This window comes from Chromohalobacter sp. 296-RDG, assembly GCF_029889885.1.
Taxonomy (GTDB): Bacteria; Pseudomonadota; Gammaproteobacteria; order Pseudomonadales; family Halomonadaceae; genus Chromohalobacter.
This window is the reverse complement of the sequence record NZ_JARANY010000001.1, coordinates 195,133-214,197: the sequence shown is the minus strand read 5'-3', so window position 1 is coordinate 214,197 and position 19,065 is coordinate 195,133. Positions and strand designations below refer to the sequence as shown.

The 19,065-nt window shown below is 59.9% G+C and carries 13 protein-coding genes and 4 tRNA genes; 6 read left to right on the top strand and 11 right to left on the bottom strand.

The genetic code is table 11. The features are described from left to right. Positions 1-50: 50 nt before the first annotated feature. The 7 genes from clpX to OP495_RS01075 all read right to left on the bottom strand — a co-directional run bounded on the left by clpX (position 51) and on the right by OP495_RS01075 (position 4,236). Positions 51-1,331 (bottom strand): ATP-dependent Clp protease ATP-binding subunit ClpX, encoded by a 1,281-nt coding sequence (gene clpX / locus OP495_RS01105; protein ID WP_280562163.1) that lies wholly within the window; start codon positions 1,329-1,331, stop codon positions 51-53. A gap of 89 nt (positions 1,332-1,420) precedes the next feature. Beyond that, positions 1,421-2,041, bottom strand: a complete 621-nt coding sequence (gene clpP / locus OP495_RS01100) for an ATP-dependent Clp endopeptidase proteolytic subunit ClpP (RefSeq protein WP_280562164.1) — start codon at positions 2,039-2,041, stop codon at positions 1,421-1,423. Positions 2,042-2,138: 97 nt separating this feature from the next. Continuing rightward, positions 2,139-3,491 carry a trigger factor gene (tig, locus tag OP495_RS01095; protein WP_280562165.1) on the bottom strand — a complete coding sequence of 451 codons (1,353 nt, stop codon included), beginning with the start codon at positions 3,489-3,491 and terminating at the stop codon, positions 2,139-2,141. Positions 3,492-3,769: 278 nt separating this feature from the next. Further along, positions 3,770-3,844: transfer RNA gene (locus OP495_RS01090), tRNA-His, on the bottom strand. Positions 3,845-3,874: 30 nt separating this feature from the next. Continuing rightward, a tRNA-His gene (locus OP495_RS01085) sits at positions 3,875-3,949 on the bottom strand. Positions 3,950-4,026: 77 nt separating this feature from the next. Further along, a tRNA-Arg gene (locus tag OP495_RS01080) sits at positions 4,027-4,103 on the bottom strand. 56 nt (positions 4,104-4,159) lie between these two features. Then, positions 4,160-4,236, bottom strand: a tRNA-Pro gene (locus OP495_RS01075). A gap of 210 nt (positions 4,237-4,446) precedes the next feature. Here OP495_RS01075 and folD point away from each other — a divergent pair. The 3 genes from folD to mtnN are packed head-to-tail and all read left to right on the top strand — an operon-like array spanning position 4,447 to position 6,563. Next, positions 4,447-5,310 carry a bifunctional methylenetetrahydrofolate dehydrogenase/methenyltetrahydrofolate cyclohydrolase FolD gene (folD, locus tag OP495_RS01070; RefSeq protein ID WP_280562166.1) on the top strand — a complete coding sequence of 288 codons (864 nt, stop codon included), beginning with the start codon at positions 4,447-4,449 and terminating at the stop codon, positions 5,308-5,310. A 54-nt stretch (positions 5,311-5,364) separates the two neighbouring features. Next, entirely contained in the window at positions 5,365-5,832 is a 468-nt protein-coding gene (locus tag OP495_RS01065) for an S-ribosylhomocysteine lyase (RefSeq protein WP_280566593.1), read from the top strand. A 23-nt stretch (positions 5,833-5,855) separates the two neighbouring features. Then, positions 5,856-6,563 (top strand): 5'-methylthioadenosine/S-adenosylhomocysteine nucleosidase, encoded by a 708-nt coding sequence (gene mtnN / locus OP495_RS01060; protein WP_280562381.1) that lies wholly within the window; start codon positions 5,856-5,858, stop codon positions 6,561-6,563. A gap of 106 nt (positions 6,564-6,669) precedes the next feature. Here the strand turns inward: mtnN and cysS are convergent, their stop codons facing one another. Together cysS and OP495_RS01050 are read right to left on the bottom strand one after the other, a co-directional pair. After that, the gene (gene cysS, locus OP495_RS01055) at positions 6,670-8,055 is read right to left on the bottom strand and encodes a cysteine--tRNA ligase (RefSeq protein ID WP_280566591.1); all 1,386 of its coding nucleotides are present in this window, start codon (positions 8,053-8,055) and stop codon (positions 6,670-6,672) included. A 12-nt stretch (positions 8,056-8,067) separates the two neighbouring features. Beyond that, on the bottom strand, positions 8,068-9,747 hold the full coding sequence (locus OP495_RS01050; protein WP_280562170.1) for a glutamine--tRNA ligase/YqeY domain fusion protein: 1,680 nt from the start codon (positions 9,745-9,747) through the stop codon (positions 8,068-8,070). A gap of 167 nt (positions 9,748-9,914) precedes the next feature. Here OP495_RS01050 and OP495_RS01045 point away from each other — a divergent pair, with 167 nt between their 5' ends. After that, positions 9,915-10,409: a peptidylprolyl isomerase gene (locus tag OP495_RS01045; RefSeq protein ID WP_280562172.1), complete on the top strand. Its 495-nt coding sequence runs from the start codon at positions 9,915-9,917 to the stop codon at positions 10,407-10,409. 85 nt (positions 10,410-10,494) lie between these two features. Then, positions 10,495-11,223, top strand: a complete 729-nt coding sequence (locus tag OP495_RS01040) for a UDP-2,3-diacylglucosamine diphosphatase (RefSeq protein ID WP_280566589.1) — start codon at positions 10,495-10,497, stop codon at positions 11,221-11,223. Between the two features lie 17 nt (positions 11,224-11,240). On the opposite strand, the gene OP495_RS01035 is transcribed toward OP495_RS01040, so the two are convergent. Together OP495_RS01035 and OP495_RS01030 are read right to left on the bottom strand one after the other, a co-directional pair. Next, a complete protein-coding gene (locus OP495_RS01035) occupies positions 11,241-15,116 on the bottom strand; it encodes an AAA family ATPase (RefSeq protein WP_280566587.1) in 3,876 nt (1,291 codons plus the stop codon). Positions 15,117-15,159: 43 nt separating this feature from the next. Then, on the bottom strand, positions 15,160-15,786 hold the full coding sequence (locus OP495_RS01030; RefSeq protein ID WP_280562175.1) for a tRNA-(ms[2]io[6]A)-hydroxylase: 627 nt from the start codon (positions 15,784-15,786) through the stop codon (positions 15,160-15,162). A gap of 452 nt (positions 15,787-16,238) precedes the next feature. On the opposite strand from OP495_RS01030, the gene acnB reads away from it, so the two are divergent. Continuing rightward, positions 16,239-18,842, top strand: a complete 2,604-nt coding sequence (gene acnB / locus OP495_RS01025) for a bifunctional aconitate hydratase 2/2-methylisocitrate dehydratase (RefSeq protein WP_280566645.1) — start codon at positions 16,239-16,241, stop codon at positions 18,840-18,842. The last annotated feature ends 223 nt before the right edge of the window (positions 18,843-19,065 follow it).

Here is a 19,065-nt window from a genome sequence, read left to right as displayed (position 1 = left end):
CACATACGAAAAGGGGGCCCTTAGGCCCCCAGGGTGACTCAGGCTAGGGCTCAACCGTCCTTGCCAGCCACCTTGCTTTCTTCCTGCTGGGAATATATCAGCAGCGGGTCGCTGTCACCGGTGATGACCGAAGCGTCAATGACCACTTTGGTGACATCCTCCAGCGATGGAACCTCGTACATGGTATCAAGCAGCACGGACTCGAGGATCGAGCGCAAACCACGCGCGCCAGTATTGCGCTCTATGGCCTTGTGGGCCACGGCGCGTAAGGCATCCTCGCGAAATTCCAGTTCGACACCCTCCATGTAGAACAGGTGCGTGTACTGCTTGATCAGCGAGTTCTTGGGCTCGGTAAGGATCTGGACCAAGGCCTCTTCGCTGAGCTCGGTCAGCGTCGCGATGACCGGAACACGGCCCACGAATTCCGGAATCAAACCGAACTTGACCAGGTCTTCAGGCTCGACGCCAGCGAGGACATCCCCCATCGATTTTTCGGAGTCCTTACTCTTCACCTCCGCGTTAAAACCGATGCCACCTTTCTCGATGCGATCACGGATCACCTTCTCGAGCCCGGCAAACGCCCCGCCGACAATGAACAGCATATTGCTGGTATCGACCTGCAGAAATTCCTGCTGGGGATGTTTGCGACCGCCTTGAGGTGGTATCGAGGCCGTAGTGCCCTCGATCAACTTGAGCAGGGCCTGCTGGACGCCTTCACCGGAGACATCGCGCGTAATCGAGGGGTTGTCCGACTTGCGCGAAATCTTGTCGATTTCGTCGATGTAGACGATCCCGCGCTGCGCCTTGTCGACATCGTACTCGCACTTCTGCAGCAGCTTCTGGATGATGTTCTCGACATCTTCACCCACATAACCAGCTTCGGTCAGGGTCGTCGCGTCGGCGATCGTAAAAGGAACGTTAAGCAATCGGGCCATGGTCTCGGCCAGCAAGGTCTTACCACTACCGGTCGGGCCGATCAGAAGAATATTCGACTTGCCAAGTTCGACATCGTCGGTCTTCACATCGGCACGAAGACGCTTGTAATGGTTGTAGACCGCTACCGACAGCACCCGCTTGGCACGGTCCTGCCCGATGACAAAATCGTCCAGTGTATAACGGATCTCGCGCGGTGCCGGCAGGCGCTCGTCGTCACCCTCGGCATCGGCTTCCAGCACTTCTTCGCGAATGATGTCGTTGCATAGATCGACACATTCGTCACAGATGTAGACGGAAGGACCCGCGATCAGCTTGCGCACTTCGTTCTGATTCTTGCCACAGAACGAGCAGTACAGCAATTTGCCGCTCTCGTCTTTGCCTTTGCCGTCAGCCATTCGTGTACCTCGTGATAGCAGCGGCCCTGAGGAACCGCCGGTAATAAATGCATGTCTCGCTAATCGCTACCATGTTTGGTTAAACGCTATCAGGATACAGGGCGCTTATCCAGCATGGCATCGATGAGGCCGTACTCGGCCGCCTGGGCGCCGCCCATGAAATTATCGCGATCCGTGTCTCGTGCCACCGTTTCCACATCTTGGCCGGTATGCTTGGCGAGAATCTCGTTGAGCTGCTGACGGATGTTGAGAATTTCCTTGGTGTGGATCTCGATATCCGCGGCCTGACCCTGGTAGCCGCCCAGCGGCTGATGAATCATCATCCGCGAGTGCGGCAGGCAGTAGCGCTTGCCCTCGGCACCGCCGGCAAGCAGCAACGCCCCCATGCTGGCAGCCTGGCCGACGCACACGGTGGATACGTCAGGCTTGACGAACTGCATGGTATCGTAGATCGACATCCCCGACGTCACAGAACCGCCCGGCGAATTGATGTAAAGGTGGATATCCTTGTCGGGATTCTCGGATTCGAGAAACAACAACTGAGCTACCACCAGATTGGCCATGTAGTCTTCGACTGGGCCAATCAAAAAGATGACGCGCTCCTTGAGCAGGCGAGAATAAATGTCGTAGGACCGCTCGCCACGCGCGCTCTGCTCCACGACCATGGGGACTAAACCGCCGGCATTGCTGATATCGAACTCGTTGCCCATTGCGTGGCTTCCTTAAATCCGGTGACTAATTGCTCCAGTGACTAGAGACCCGGCCGTAGCCGGGTGCAGACACTTTCGACGGCACGCGAGAGAACGCTCAAGCGTTTGTCTCTTCCTGCGCTTCGCCCTCATTATCTGCTTCTTGCTGCTGTTGCGCCGCTTGCAAAGCCTGCTCGTAGGGCATCTCGACATCCTTAACCTGAGCTTGCGCTAGCAGCTTGTCAACCGCCTTGTCTTCAAGAACCGAGGACTTGACCTGGTTTTTCATGTCCTCATTATTGAGATAATGCTCAACCACTTGTTCGGGTTGCTGATACTGCTGTGCCAACTCTTCGACGTGCGCCTTGATTTCGTCGTCGCTGGCGTCGAGCTCATTGACCTTGACGACTTCAGCCAACAGCAAGCCAACCTGAACGCGCTTCTTCGCCTGGTCGGCGAACAGCTCGTCGGGCAGTTGGGAAACATCGAAGTCTTCCCCTAGACCGAACTGCTGCGCGGCTTGGCGTTTGAGTCCTTCGGTCTCCTGCTGAATCAATGACTGCGGGACCGGAATATCATTGGCCTGCTGCAACGCTTCAAGAGCCTGCTGCTTGACGCGACTGGTCACGGCCTGAGATAGCTCGTGCTCCATGTTCTTCTGCACATCGGCGCGAAAGGCAGTGACGCCACCCTCTTCGATCCCGAAGCGCTTGATGAACTCTTCGTCGACTTCAGGCAGCTGCTTGCCGGCCACTTTGTGCACTGTCACTTTGAAGGTGGCTTCCTGGCCCGCCAGATGCTCCGCCTGATAATCTTCGGGGAAGGTCACCTTGATCTCGAGATCGTCACCGGCCTGGGCACCCACCAACTGCTCTTCGAAGCCGGGAATGAAGCTATTGGACCCCAGCTCCAGCTCATGACCTTCGGCGGCGCCACCTTCGAACGGCTCATCGCCCAGAAACCCTTGGAAATCGACGGTCACCTGATCGCCATCGGCCGCAGCACGCTCGACTTCTTCCCACTCGGAGTTTTGTGAACGCAGCGTGTCGATCATCTGATCGACATCGGCCTCGGCCACATCCGCATAGGGGCGCTCGATCTCGGCATTTTCGATCGTATTGAGCTCGAACTCGGGATACACCTCAAGGATCGCGACGAACTCCAGATCCTTCCCGTCTTCATCCACGGTCGGCTCTACCTGCGGAGAACCCGCCGGATTGAGGCTTTCCTGAGTGATCGCCTGCACATAATGCTGACGCATCATTTCGCCCACTACTTCGTTGCGGACTTCTGGGCCAAAACGCTGGCGTACGACCGTCATCGGAATCTTGCCACGCCGAAAGCCGTTCAGCCGTACGTTTTTGGCGGTTTCCTGCAGGCGGGTAGCCACGGCTTGATCGACTTCGGTAGCCGGCACTTGGACGGTGACACGACGTTCGATCTGGGAAGTCGACTCAACGGAAACTTGCATGAATGATCCTCTACCGACTGGGGGCGTTCTGAAAATACGTATAAGACGAGGATTCTATGAATCCCCATTCGCGCTGGCAAGCGCACTACGAAGTTTATGGGGGTATATGCCTCATCTTACAAGGGAAAAGACACGAAAAAAGGGCTAGTAGTCATCTTGATGACACAAAAAACCGAACGAGGTACCTCGATTCAGGCGTGCGGAGTACGACTCATGGAAATGAGGACTACGCTAAAGGAAGCAAACAAAGGGGGGAACAAGAAGAGGAAAATCATCGCTGGGGTGGACGATGGGGATCGAACCCACGACCACCGGAGCCACAATCCGGGGCTCTACCACTGAGCTACATCCACCACGACGATTTGTTGCTGCACGTTCAAGTATGGGGTGGACGATGGGGATCGAACCCACGACCACCGGAGCCACAATCCGGGGCTCTACCACTGAGCTACATCCACCATGACTTGATACGCACGGGAATTCTCCCGACATCGACACTCTTTTTGGCTTCAAACCTGGCTTTTGGCTTTGAGCCTGGTGCGCCCAGCAGGACTTGAACCTGCAACCTACGGCTTAGAAGGCCGTTGCTCTATCCGGTTGAGCTATGAGCGCTTGATAACGCCGGCACAGACCCAACCTGGAACCGACCCTCGAGAGGATCCGGATGCTGGTCGGGGTAGAGGGATTTGAACCCCCGACATCCTGCTCCCAAAGCAGGCGCGCTACCAGACTGCGCTATACCCCGTTGCCCCGAGACCGCTTGGGCATGGCCAATCGAGCCCGTCGATGCGCAGCGTATTCTACGCATCTTCCTTGCCAGGTCAAGCCCTTACGTTCTACCTTCCGCCTTCTTCACGCGAGGGATACATTGACTGCGCCTCCCAGCGTGCGAAAATTGCGCCTCTCTTTAACGTCGGCCCAGTATCGGGCCACGCATGTCTAAAGGAACGAGTCGATGACCGCTCAGTTGATCGACGGCAAGGCGATTGCCGCTAACGTCCGCGAACAGGTATCTCGCCAGGTCCAGGCACGCCGCCATGACGGTAAGCGTGCCCCGGGACTCGCGGTCGTCCTCGTTGGCGAAGATCCCGCTTCCGACGTCTACGTCCGCAACAAGCACCGCGCCTGCGATCAGGCCGGCCTGCATTCGGTGCAGCACCAACTGCCCGCCTCGACCACGCAGGCAGAACTCGAGGCATTGATCGACTCGCTGAATGCCGACACCGGCATCGACGGTATTCTGGTTCAGCTCCCCCTACCCGAGCATCTCGACGAACGCCCGATTCTCGAGCGTATCCGGCCTGATAAAGATGTCGATGGTTTTCATCCTTACAATCTCGGCCGCCTCGCTCAACGACTTCCCGTGCTGCGCCCTTGCACCCCCAAAGGCATCATGACGCTTTTACAGGAAAGCGGCATTCAGGCACGCGGTCTGGATGCAGTCGTCGTCGGCGCCTCTAATATCGTTGGGCGCCCCATGGCCATGGAGCTGATGCTGGCGGGTAGTACGACCACTGTTTGCCACCGCTTCACCCGAGATCTCGAATCGCACGTACGCCGTGCCGACTTGCTCATCGTCGCTGTTGGCACGCCGGGGCTCGTCAAGGGCGAATGGGTCAAGGAAGATGCCATCGTCATCGACGTGGGCATCAATCGCCAGGCCGATGGCAAGCTCGCAGGCGATGTCGAGTTCGCGCCTGCCGCCGAACGCGCCAGTTTCATTACCCCCGTACCGGGCGGCGTCGGCCCCATGACGGTCGCCTCACTACTAGAGAACACCCTGCTTGCCGCCGAACTCCACGACGGCATGCATGCCTAACATACAGGCGTTACAATGAATGGCGATACCGAGATCGAGAAAAGGAGTGGATAGATGAGCGATAAAGAAATGAATGTCGAAAGCTTTAACCTCGACCACACCAAGGTCAAGGCACCTTATGTGCGTCTGGCCGGCATCAAGACCGGTGAACAGGGCGACGCGATTCACAAGTACGATCTGCGCATCTGCCAGCCCAACAAGGCGCACATGGAAATGCCCGACTTGCATTCCTTGGAACACCTGATGGCCGAGCTGTCGCGTAACCATACCGATAAGGTGCTCGACATCAGCCCCATGGGCTGCCAGACCGGCTTTTATATCTCGATGATCAATCACGACAACTATGACGACGCCCTCGATCTGATCGACAAGACCCTCAACGACGTTCTCGTCGCCGAGGAAGTGCCGGCCTGCAGTGAAATGCAGTGCGGCTGGGCCGCTAGCCACAGCCTCGAAGGCGCCCAAGCACTGGCTCGTGATCTGCTGGCCAAACGCAACGAATGGAATCAGGTATTCGCCTGATCGAGAGAGGGATCACGCCCTACATGCACAAGATCGCCATCATCGGTGCCATGGCCGAGGAGGTCGAACTCCTCGCCTCGCACCTGGAAAACGGCCAGACCCGCCAACACGCCGGCTCGACTTTTCACACCGGCCACTTGCACGGTGTCGAGGTCGTCATCCTGCAATCAGGTATCGGCAAGGTGAATGCCGCCGTTGGCACCACCCAGATACTCGAACTCTATAAACCCGACGTTGTCATCAACACGGGCTCGGCGGGCGGCTTCGGGGCCGACCTCGAAGTTGGGAACGTGGTCATCTCCAGCGAGGTGCGTCACCACGACGTCGACGCCGTGGTATTCGGCTATGAGTACGGCCAGGTGCCTCAGATGCCTCCCGCCTACCTCCCCGACCCTCGCCTGGTCGAGGTCGCCCGGGAGTGCATAGAGGGACTCGGCGAGCTACGTGTCACGGAAGGCCTGATCTGCACGGGCGATGTCTTCATGGCCGATGAGGCCATGGTGGCGCAGGCACGCGAACGCTTTCCGAGCATGCTGGCCGCCGAAATGGAAGCGGCGGCCATCGCTCAGACCTGCCACCTCTACGACTGTCCGTTCGTCGTCATTCGTGCGCTTTCCGATATCGCCGGCAAGGAGTCCGATCTTTCCTTCAAGGCCTTCATCGAGCAAGCCGCCACGCATTCGGCGCTGATGGTCGAAGCCATGGTCAAGCGCCTGGGAACACCGGCCTGAGTCGACCGCGACACGCATCAGGCCGAATGCATGACAAAGCCCGCGATCGGGTCGCGGGTTTTGTCGTTTATGGACCTTCTGCGCTCGCCGACGTTTCAGGCAGAGCTTAGCGGCCTTCGATCACCCAGGTCGTGCCTTCGCGGCTATCCTTCAGCACAATCCCCAGCGCCGCCAATTCATCGCGTATGCCATCGGCGGTAGCGAAGTCCTTGGCCTTCTTGGCCTGCGCCCTCGCCTCGATGTGTGCCTCGATTTCTTCCTCGGTCATCGGCAGTCGTCCCGCCCCTGCCTGCAGGAAATCGGCGGGCGCTTGCCCGAAGAACCCCAGCACACCGCCCAGCGATATGAGCTCGTAAGCCAACGCTGGTGCACATTCCGAGACATCCTGCTTGGTGCGGTTCAACTCGCGCGCTAGGTCGAACAGCACTGCCAAGGCCTCAGCGGTATTGAAATCGTCATCCATCGCGGCCACGAAACGTTCGCGATACCCCGCCTCCAACTCGCCGGCCACCGGGGTGACGCCCTGCAACGCGTTGTAAAAGCGCTCCAGGGAACGGCGCGCCTCGCCCAGCGCGTCAGGAGCATAATTGAGGGGGCTGCGGTAATGGCTGGCCAGAAGCAGATAGCGCACCACCTCGGGGGCATGCACCTCCAGGACTTCGCGGATCGTGAAGAAGTTGCCCAGCGACTTGGACATCTTTTCATGATCGACCCGGACCGCGCCCGCATGCATCCAGGTATTGACGTAGGCTTGCCCGGTCGCCGCCTCGCTTTGCGCGATCTCGTTTTCATGGTGGGGAAAAACCAGGTCCGGTCCACCGCCATGAATATCGAAGGTATCGCCCAGGCAGCACGTCGACATCGCCGAGCACTCTATATGCCAACCCGGTCGTCCTGCGCCCCACGGCGACGGCCAGCTCTCCTCGCCCGGCTTGGCGGCTTTCCACAGCACGAAGTCCAGCGGGTCTTCCTTGGCGGCCTCGACTTCGATACGCGCGCCCGAACGCATGTCATCGAGATCGCGATTGCTGAGCTTGCCGTACCCCTCGAAACGCCGCACGCGATAATAGACATCACCGTTGGCGGCCAGATACGCATACCCCTTGTCGATCAAGCGCTGAACCATCGCGACGATATCATCGACATGTGCCGTGGCACGTGGTTCGCGATCCGGACGCAATACGCCAATTCGCCCTTCGTCTTCGTGCATGGCATCGATCATGCGCTCGGTCAGCGCTGCGATCGGCTCGCCATTCTCCTCGGCCCGCTTGAGGATCTTGTCATCGATATCGGTGATATTACGCACGTAGTCGACATCGAACCCGCGCCAGCGAAGATAGCGGGTAATCATGTCGAAGGCGACCATGACGCGAGCATGACCGATATGACAGTAGTCGTAGACGGTAATCCCGCAGACGTACATGCGCACTCGTCCCGCCTCGAGTGGCGTTAACGTTTCCTTGCGACGCGTCAGTGTATTGTAGATCTGCACGATGAACCCCTCTCAGCCTTTCTTCTGCGCCTTGGCCCAACCATCCTTGAGCCCCACCGTACGGTTGAAAACCCGCTTGCCATCGCGACATTCATGGCGGTCGGTGCAGAAATAGCCCACGCGCTCGAACTGATAGCGGCTTTCGGGCTCGGCATCGGCCAGGCTCGGCTCGGCGTAACCTTCAACGATACGCAGCGACTCGGGATTCAAGTGCTCGAGAAAATCAACGTCACGGTCACGATCCGGCGCCTCGACCTGGAACAGGTTATCGTACAGGCGCACCTCCACCGGCACGGCATGCGAGGTACTCACCCAGTGAATGACGCCCTTCACCTTGCGCCCTTCGGGGTTCTTGCCCAGCGTGTCGAGATCGACACTGCAGCGTAGTTCCTGGACCTCGCCGTCGGCGTCCTTGATGACCTCGTCGCAACGGATCACATAGGCATTGCGCAGACGTACTTCCTTGCCCGGCGCAAGGCGGAAGAACTTCTTGGGCGGCTCTTCCATAAAATCGTCACGGTCGATCCACACCTCGCGCGTCAACGGCAAGTGACGCACGCCCATATCATCACGCGCCGGATGGCCAGACACTTCGAAGGTTTCCTGATGATCCTCGGGGAGATTGGTCAACACCACCTTGAGGGGCTTGAGCACGCACATCGCACGCGGCGCGTTGTCTTCCAGGTCGGAGCGAATCGCATGGTACAGCATGGCGATATCTACCATGCCGCCGTCGGCCCGCGTCACGCCGATCATCTCGCAGAACTTACGCACCGACCCCGGTGTATAACCGCGTCGACGCATGCCCGAGATCGTCGGCATGCGCGGATCGTCCCAGCCATCCACGATCCCCTGGTCGACCAGCAGTTTGAGCTTACGCTTGGAGGTCACCGTGTACGCAAGGTTGAGACGTGCGAATTCCATCTGACGCGGCTTGACCGGCACCGGGAGGTTCTCCAGAAACCACTCGTAAAGCGGACGATGATCCTCGAACTCCAGTGTACAGAGGGAGTGGGTGACGCCCTCGAGCGCATCCGACTGGCCATGCGTAAAATCGTAGGACGGGTAGATCCTCCACTTGTCACCCGTCTGATGATGGTGGGCATGTCGCACACGATAAAGGATCGGGTCACGCAGGTTGATGTTGGATGCCGCCATGTCGATCTTGGCTCGCAACACCTTCTCGCCTTCTGCGAACTCGCCCTTGCGCATACGCTCGAGCAGATCGAGGTTTTCCTCAGGCGTGCGATCGCGATACGGGCTCGGCTTGCCCGCTTCGGTCAAGGTGCCGCGGTATTCACGAATCTCGTCGGGGGACAGGTCATCGACATACGCCTTGCCCTCGCGCACCAAATGCTGCGCCCAGGCATACAACTGATCGAAGTAATCCGAGGCGTAGCGCACTGCCCCATTCCACTCGAACCCTAACCAGGTGATATCAGCCTTGATCGCGTCGATATAGGCTTGCTCTTCCTTGGCGGGATTGGTGTCGTCGAAACGCAGGTGGCATTGACCGCCAAACTGCTCGGCAAGCCCGAAATTCAGACAGATCGACTTGGCATGGCCGATGTGCAGGAAACCGTTGGGTTCCGGCGGAAACCGAGTGACGATGGTATCCTGGCGACCAGCCTCGATTTCCTCGCGAACCTGATTGCGGATGAAATTCGGGGCGGAGTGGCTATCTACGCTCATGGGCTGTCTAAAGAACCTCTGTTCGTTCGCGAAGTGACCGGAGGGCACGTCAAAGCACTGGCTGGCGCCTCGACACGGTTTCGCCCGCGGGTGCAAAGCCGCTATTATAGCGCGACGCCAGCGCGTGACGCCAAGTCGCGCTCAGTTCTCTTCGCCAGGATACGCCCATGATCGTTCTGCAAACCAATTACGGCAGCATTCGTATGCGCCTCGACCATGAAAACGCGCCCAAGACCGCGGCCAACTTCGAGCAATACGTACGCGACGGCCATTACGACGATACCCTGTTCCACCGGGTCATCGATGGTTTCATGATTCAGGGCGGCGGTTTCGACACTCAGTTCGAACAAAAGCCCACCCGCGCACCGATCGACAACGAAGCGGACAACGGTCTGAAGAATGTCAAAGGCAGCGTGGCCATGGCGCGCACTCAGGATCCGCATTCCGCTAGCGCGCAATTCTTCATCAGCGTCGCCGACAATGACTTCCTCAACCATCGCGATAAGTCCACACAAGGCTGGGGCTATTGCGTCTTCGCCGAGGTCGCCGACGGTATGGACGTCGTCGAGAAGATCAAGAACGTTCCCACCACGCGCCGCGGCATGCACGCCGATGTGCCCGCCGAAGACGTTATCCTCGAACACGCCTACGTCGAAGACTGACAAGGCGCGATGCCGTGCCGATATCCGGCGCGGCGTTCAGGCAGTTGACTACCGTTACACGCACGCCCATGAGGACGCCAGCACGATGACCACCCTGCTGATTTCCGATGTACACCTCCACGCAGGCCAGCCGGACATCGTCCACGGCTTTCTGAACTATCTGGAGACTGAGGCACGCCACGCCGACACGCTCTACCTGCTTGGCGATATTTTCGAAGCCTGGATCGGCGATGACTACCTCGGTGACCTGGAGCGTCAGGTCATCGATGCGCTAAAGCGCCTCAGCGACGCCGGCACCCAGATTTATTTCATGCATGGCAATCGAGACTTTCTGGTCGGTCACGCCTTCGCCGATGCCGCCGGCGCCACCCTGCTCGATGACCCGAGCCTTGTGACCCTGGGCAACCAGCGCGTACTGCTGATGCACGGCGATAGCCTGTGCACCGGCGATGAGGAGTACATGAAGTTTCGTGCCATGTCGCGAGATCCCGAGTGGCAAGCTCAGATTCTCGCCTTGCCCATCGAGCAGCGCCTGGAGCTGGCCAAGAGCCTGCGCCTGCAATCCGCGGACGCCAACACGCAAAAAGCCGATGCGATCATGGACGTGACGCCGGCGGAAGTTGAAGAAGCCATGCGCGCGCATGGCGTCACCACGCTGCTCCATGGCCATACGCACCGCCCAGCGGTACACGACTTCCATCTCGACGGTCAGCCTGCCCAGCGTATCGTACTCGGCGACTGGCGGCCCGGCAGTGGCTGGGAAGTGCGTGTCGTGGACGATGCCACACCCCAACTACGCGAATTCGCGATCTAACGACGCTGAGCTGGCAATCATGTCCGCTCGCGCTGCGGCTCGAAGGCTCGATCCAGTTGCAAGCGCCAGCGCACCAGCATCGGGGCATCAGTCAACGAGACCTGGCCCAGCCATTGGCGGAACCGTTGCCGCATATCGTCGTCATCGGGATCGACCAGCGTTAGCCAGACTTCGCAAGCATTGATCTGGTGATGCCGATTCTCCTGCTCGCTCGCCACGCGATAGGCCTGTTCGGCCAAGCGACGCACGTCCTGAGGCGCGCCCCCCAGCGCGTGGCGAACGCGCACCATTTGCAAGGTCAGCTCGGGCAAATATAACGAATCGCGTTCACGCGCGACCATCAAGCATTGGTCCAGATAGTCCTCGGCCCGAGCATATTCTCCCAGCGCCAGGCATGCATCGCCGTACCACAGCAAAGGGCGCTGATAACGATCTTGCCCCGTGGCCTCGGTCGCCCGCTCCATGCTCTCTTCGAGCAGCTCCAGGCCCTGGGGGTCGCCACTCATCGCATTGTACCAGCCGAGAATGCCTTGCGCCGCGTAATGCCAGAGATGCAGATCCGGCGTCGACGTCACTTCGTGCGCGCGTTCGGCGCGTGTCGCCGCCATGTGCACATGCCCTAACTGGCGATACAATGCTGCGGCGAAAATCAACGACAGTGCCAACGAGCCAGGATGCTTGATCGACTCGGCCAGGCGTATTGCCGCCTCGATCTGTTGTTCGGCACGCAGATAGTCGCCGCGCAGGCACAAGGCCCAAGCATGGTAGCAAGCCGCGGCGATCTGCGGATGATCGGAAAATGGCAGCCAATCGAGCACCATCGGCTGATGCAACGGATCGATTTCCTCAAGATGCTCGACAGCATGGCGGACGCGTCCCACCCAATATTCGCAATGCGCACGCGCGTAATCCGCCAGGCGCTGGTAGCGTGGATCGACGAGGCCTTCGGCGCATGTCGACAAGCGCGACGCCAATGCAAACGCATCTGCATGTGCATGGCGCTGGCTGCAGCCGACCCATAACCCCCAAGTCACCAGGAACGGTTGCTCGTCATCCGGATCGTCGTCTTCGACGCGTCGCGCCTCCAGCGTCCCCAACATATCCTTGGCGCGCACGAAGCTCTCATGTGCCGTGGGCGAACCGTGCCCTTCGAGCGCAAAGGCAGCCTGGCCGCGCACCGTCAACAGGCTGATATGGCGCTCTTCCTGCGAGGCAAGATCTTGCAGGCACTCCAGGCCCGAGTCGGCCATCTGTAGTGCCGTGCGGTTGGCACTCAACTTGAGGGCGGCCCGCGCGGCAAGCTCGAAGTAGCGCGCCGCTCGCGCATGGTCGCCGCTATGCCGCAGGTGAGACGCGAAATATCCTGGATGCTGACCAATCGAGGCCGGGAAGCGTTCCTCGATGAGCGTGACGACCTGGTGGTGTAGCCGCTCTCTGACATCGCGCGGACAGGAAAGGTACGCGGCTTCCTGCAACAGCTGATGAACGAACTGGTAGTCGAACGGGTTATCGCCATGGCAGGGCTCGATGATCTCCAGGCGCTGCATGTGATCGAGTACTTGCTTGAGGCGTGTCTCGCCGAGCCCAGTACATTCGCGCAAGAAGGTGCCCCGGAATTGGCGCCCGAGCACTGCCGCGACATGCGCCACATCACGGTCGGCATCGAGCTGCTCGATGCGGCTGGAAAGAAGTCCCAGCAAGCCGCGTGGCAGCTCATCCACCTGGACGCGACGCCCCTCGCGCCGATCCATATCGAGACGCCGACAAATTTCCTGCAAGTAAAGCGGCACTCCGTCGCAACGCTCGATGAGCTGCTCACGCAGACGCGGGCTGATGTGCAGCCGATAATGCTTGGCCAGTTGCACTAGCAAGCGTGATGACTGCGTGCTGTCCAGGCGTCCCAGCACGATTTGCTGGTCCCAGTCGAGCCGCACCGGCAACGCCTCGCGCCCATGATGGCTGGCAATCAGCATGAAGGGGACATTGATCGGCAGGCGTGCCTGCAATGCCAGCAACATCTTGAGCGAGAGCTCATCCAGCCATTGCAGGTCGTCGATGACCAAGGCCAGCGGACGGCTCGCTGTGATGCGCTCTATCAGCGAATGGAAGAGTTGCGTGACCGGCTCGAGACTCTCACCGATGTCACCGCTCCCGCCATCGCTCAGCGCGTGGTAGAGCACCTCGCGCCGCGATTCGTCCAGCGTCGATTCATTGGCCAACCAGGCGGCCAGCGTAGAGCTATCGACATCTCGGTCGAGATACCAACGCAACAGCGAACGCACCACCCCGTAAGGCGTCTGGGTCGACAACCGGGTCGTTGGCTGCCAACACAGGGCAATCTCCTGGCTTTGCTCCAGTTGCCGGAAGCTTACCAGCAACGCCGACTTGCCCTTGCCCAGTGCACCTTGCACCAGCACGCTCTGGCGCAATCCGATGACCACCCGGGCCAGCGCATCTCGCAACTGTCGCAGTGCCGCTTCGCGTCCGATCAAGCTCGGCGGTGTGGCATCGCGTCCACCTTCGTCGACCCCCAGTACCAACGCCCGCAGGCGCACTCGCCCATCGGCAGCCAGCAAGCGCGTCGTCAGGCGCGGCTGCAGATCCAGCGCGGGGGGCATGTGCTGGCTCGCCTCTTGCGAAATCACCAGCTCGCTGCCTTGAGCGGCACTCATGAGTTCGAGTGCCGGTTGCGTCACCTGTCCCAAAGGATCGGCCAAGCGACGTTCGGGCAAATATAACCCTCGCCCGCTGTTGAGCCCTGCAGCCAGTTCGAAACGCGGCGCCGGATCGCCGCCCGACCAGTGTCGCTGAACCTCTTCGGGTAGCTGGCGACGGCAATGTTCGTACAATGCCACCAGCTCGGCCAATTGGTGTGTCGGTCCGTGGGTGCCGAAACAGGCTAGCCCCAGTCCTCCGGTAGCGCCAGGCAGCCAGAATCCACCCAGTAGATGGCATTGGCGCTCCAGCCAACGCATCAACTCTACCTGCAAGAGCAGACAAGCATGCCCCTGAGCACGCTCCTGCCAGTCGCCCTGCAAGTGCAGGCGAATCGCCATTACCGATAGCTGTCGATAGTCGATCTCGTCTTCGCGCACAGGAGCACTGTCCAGCGCCACCGTCCGCGAGAAAGCGCCCTGGGGCGAGGTGGGCGCCGTCGGCTGCGCACCATCCGACCAGTAGCGCGCCAGCTGTAGAAACTCGGCATCAGGCTGCTGGCCGGAAAGCGCCAGCAACTCTAGATAGGCATTGAACTGCTCATGCGCGGCGGCAATTTGTCCCTTCTCGGCCAGCTGGCGCACCAGGCGTTCATGGAAGGGACCATACCCCGAGAAACGGCTCACCAGCTGGCGCAATATCGCCTCGGATACATCATCGACGCCGTCCAGCGCATGCTCGATATAGGCGATCATGCGTTGGCGCCATTCGCCGCGCACTTTGACCAGCCAACGCTGAAAATCACTGCACTGCGGCAAGTGCAGTTCTTCGACCAGGTCGCCGCGATACAGCGTCAGCAACTCATCGATGGCACCGATCTCGGGCGGCGCTTGCAGCAGCGTCTCGAGGCGACGCACATCCATCACCCAATGCGATTCCAGGCGCAATTCGATGCTTTGACGCGAAACCGTCAAGACTGACTCAGCCTCATCGCCGAGACATTGCCGCAGGCAATGCAGCGCATGACGCAAATTGGTTCGACCCGACGACAGGCCTTGAGCGGGCCACAGCATTTCCGCTAGTCCGGCACGATTGGCCGCTTGCTCGTTGAGCAACAGGTAGACCAACAACGCCTTGACCTTGTCATAGCTGAACTGGGTGAGCGTGGTGCGCCCCAGCGTCATCGAAAAATGCCCGAAAAGCATCAATCGAGGCGGCACCGGAGTGTCCTGAATCATCGTCGTCATACCCTGATGGGGCCAGTACCGACGGCGAGCGCGATCACGCTGCCGACGGCACACCACTGTGGAAACGAAAGCAGGTATCCGGGGATTCGATCAGTTCGCGCTCACGCTCGGCGAAAAACGCGATACGCGGCGCGATATCCTGCGTGGCATACTGCTGTGCCAGTGCCAGGTAATCTTCGTAATGGCGTCCTTCCGACTTGACCAGAGCGCGATAGAACTTGGCAAGCTCATCATCCAGAAAAGGGATCAGAGACGCGAAACGTTCACAGGAGCGCGCCTCAATGAAGGCGCCAACGATAAGGGTATCGACCAGCCGTTGCGGATCGTCCTTGCCGACATGTTGTCGCAACCCCGCTGCATAACGCGAGGCGCTGAGTTGGCGGTAGCGCACGCCACGCGCGCGCATCAAGGTCACCACCTGTTCGAAATGCAAGAGCTCCTCGCGGGCTAACTGCGACATCTTGGTCAGCAACTCGGTATGCTCGACATAGCGATACATCAGGTTCATCGCCGTGGATGCCGCCTTTTTTTCGCATTGAGCGTGATCGATGAGCAATAGCGACGGATGCGCCAGCGCTGCTTGCACCCAAGCATCCGGCGTCGGACACGGCAAGAAGTTCAACAATTCTTGGGGTAGCAGGGTGTTTACGTCCGTGGACATGGCTTTCTTCTATCCATTGAGAGGGTAATGAAAGTTAAACGCAAGGCTCGGTCGGCGCTGTCGTCAGGCGGTGGAGCGCCTCCTGCATCAACGCTTTCTGCAACGCGGCGTACAAGGCATCGGGTGCGAGTCGAGCACGATCCCACGCATGGCACTGGAGACGCTTTGCCTTGCTCTCGTTGGCGACCATCTCACCTCCCCCTTTACCCGAGCAAGTATGATATCGCGAGCGCGCCACGACAGCGACCGTCGTGCACCAGAATGCCTTTTACCATTCTCTCAGCGCCCGGCACAGACCGTCTTATTAACATTGTCGACAGTTTCGAGTAGAATCTCGCTGCCTATTTAGACCGGTGACAACCTGTCCCAGGTCGTGTCCGTCGTGCGCGAGCGTGGAAGCGATTATCGCCACGCGCACCGCCCTGGTTTCGATGACTGACGAGGGTCCCAACGTGCTTGAAGCCTACCGCCAACATGCCGAGGAACGCGCGCGCGAAGGCGTGCCATCCCAGCCGCTCAACGCCGAGCAGACCGCCGAACTGGTCGAGTTGCTCAAGGCACCGCCCGCCGGCGAGGAAGAAACGCTTCTCGAGCTGCTCACCAACCGCGTCCCCCCCGGCGTGGACGAAGCCGCTTACGTCAAGGCCGGCTTCCTCACCGCCATCGCCAAGGGCGAGGCTACGTCGCCACTGATCGACAAGACCCATGCGGTCAAGCTTCTCGGCACCATGCAAGGCGGCTACAACATCGCAACCCTGGTCGAACTCCTTGACGATGACGCCCTCGCCCAGGAAGCCGGTGAGCAGCTCAAGCACACCCTCTTGATGTTCGATGCTTTCCACGATGTTGCCGAACGCGCCAAGAACGGCAACGCCATCGCGCAAGCCGTGCTCGAATCCTGGGCCGAAGCCGAGTGGTTCCTCGCCAAGCCGGCCCTAGCCGAGAAGATCAGCATCGCGGTATTCAAGGTACCGGGCGAAACCAACACCGATGACCTTTCCCCCGCGCCAGACGCCTGGTCGCGCCCGGATATTCCGCTGCATGCCAACGCCATGCTCAAGAACCCGCGCGAGGGCATTACGCCGGAAGCGCCAGGCAGCAAGGGCCCCATCGCGCAGATCGACGAGGTCAAGGCGAAAGGCTTCCCGGTCGCCTATGTCGGCGATGTCGTGGGCACCGGCTCGTCGCGCAAGTCGGCCACCAACTCCGTATTGTGGTTCTTCGGCGACGACATCCCTAACGTGCCCAACAAGCGCGCCGGCGGCTTCGTCTTCGGCGGCAAGATCGCACCGATCTTCTTCAACACCATGGAAGATGCCGGCGCCCTGCCGATCGAGATGGATGTCTCCAAGCTCGAGATGGGCGATGTCATCGATGTCTATCCTTATGAAGGCAGGGTGACACGCCACGACAGCGACGAGGTCGTCTCCACCTTCGAACTCAAGACCCAGGTCATCCTCGACGAGGTGCGTGCTGGCGGCCGCATTCCGTTGATCGTGGGCCGTGGCCTGACCGAGAAAGCGCGCAACGAACTCGGTTTAGCCGGCTCCGAGGTCTTCCGCAAGCCCGAACAACCGATCGGTACAGGCAAGGGCTTCACCCTGGCGCAGAAGATGGTCGGCAAGGCCTGCGGCATGGGCGGCGTACGCCCCGGCATGTACTGCGAACCCAAGATGACCACTGTCGGCTCGCAGGACACCACTGGCCCGATGACCCGCGACGAACTCAAGGACCTGGCCTGCCTCGGCTTTCAGGCCGATCTGGTGATGCAGTCATTTTGCCACACTGCGGCTTACCCGAAGCCGGTCGATGTGGAGACCCATCACACCCTGCCCGACTTCATCATGAACCGTGGCGGCGTCTCGCTGCGTCCGGGGGATGGCATCATCCACTCGTGGCTCAACCGCATGCTGTTGCCAGATACCGTCGGCACCGGCGGCGATTCCCACACTCGCTTTCCGATGGGGATTTCCTTCCCGGCGGGCTCGGGTCTGGTCGCCTTCGCCGCTGCCACCGGCGTCATGCCGCTGGATATGCCAGAGTCCGTACTGGTGCGTTTCAAGGGCGAACGCCAACCCGGCATAACGCTGCGCGACCTGGTGCATGCGATCCCCTATTACGCTATCAAGGACGGCCTCCTGACTGTCGAGAAGTCGAACAAGCAGAACTTTTTCTCGGGCCGTATTCTGGAAATCGAAGGCCTCGAGGATCTCACCGCCGAGCAGGCATTCGAGCTTTCCGACGCCTCTGCCGAACGTAGTGCCGCTGGCTGCACGATCACCCTGGGCGAGGAGCGGGTCGCCGAGTATCTAAACTCCAACGTCACCCTCCTCAAATGGATGATCGACAATGGCTATGGCGATGCCCGCACGCTGGAGCGCCGCATCCAAGCCATGCAGGAATGGCTGGCCGACCCCAGCCTGATGCGTGCCGATGGCGACGCCGAGTATGCCGCAGTGATCGAGATCGACATGAGCGAACTCGACCAGCCCGTGCTGTGCGCGCCCAATGATCCCGATGACGCGCGCCTGCTCTCCGACGTCGCCAGCGAGCAGATCGACGAGGTATTCATCGGCTCGTGCATGACCAACATCGGCCACTTCCGCGCCGCCGGCAAACTGCTCGAGAAACAACCCGCCGGTAGCCTGAAGACCCGTTTGTGGCTTGCACCGCCCACCAAGATGGACCAACATCAGTTGACGGAAGAGGGATATTACGGCATCTATGGGCGCGCTGGTGCACGCATGGAAATGCCGGGCTGCTCGCTGTGCATGGGCAACCAGGCACGCGTAGCGCCCAAGTCAACCGTGGTCTCGACCTCCACGCGCAACTTCCCCAACCGTCTGGGCGACGGCGCGAATGTCTATCTTGCCTCCGCCGAGCTGGCCGCCATCGCGGCCGTCGAGGGACGCTTGCCGACCGTCGAGGAATACAAGGGCTACATGAGCGAGTTCAATGCCATGGCGGATGAAATCTACCGCTACATGAACTTCCATGAGATAGAAGAGTTCCAGCACGCGGCCGCGAATGTGATTCCGGTCGCCGAGGAAGCCTGACCACTCGTCTCCAATGCTCGCCTATTGAGAAAGAGTGCAGGTCACCGAAACGCCCCGCCAATGCGGGGCGTTTTTTGATTGGCGTCGCCATATACCAACGCCTGCGTACGTTTTTTAACACTGTTCACCTTGTCAGCGGGCTGGACAGACGCTTAGATATGAAACGCTCGTTCGCGCCCCATTCCATACGAGTATGGGACGAGACGGCAGGATGCCATGACAT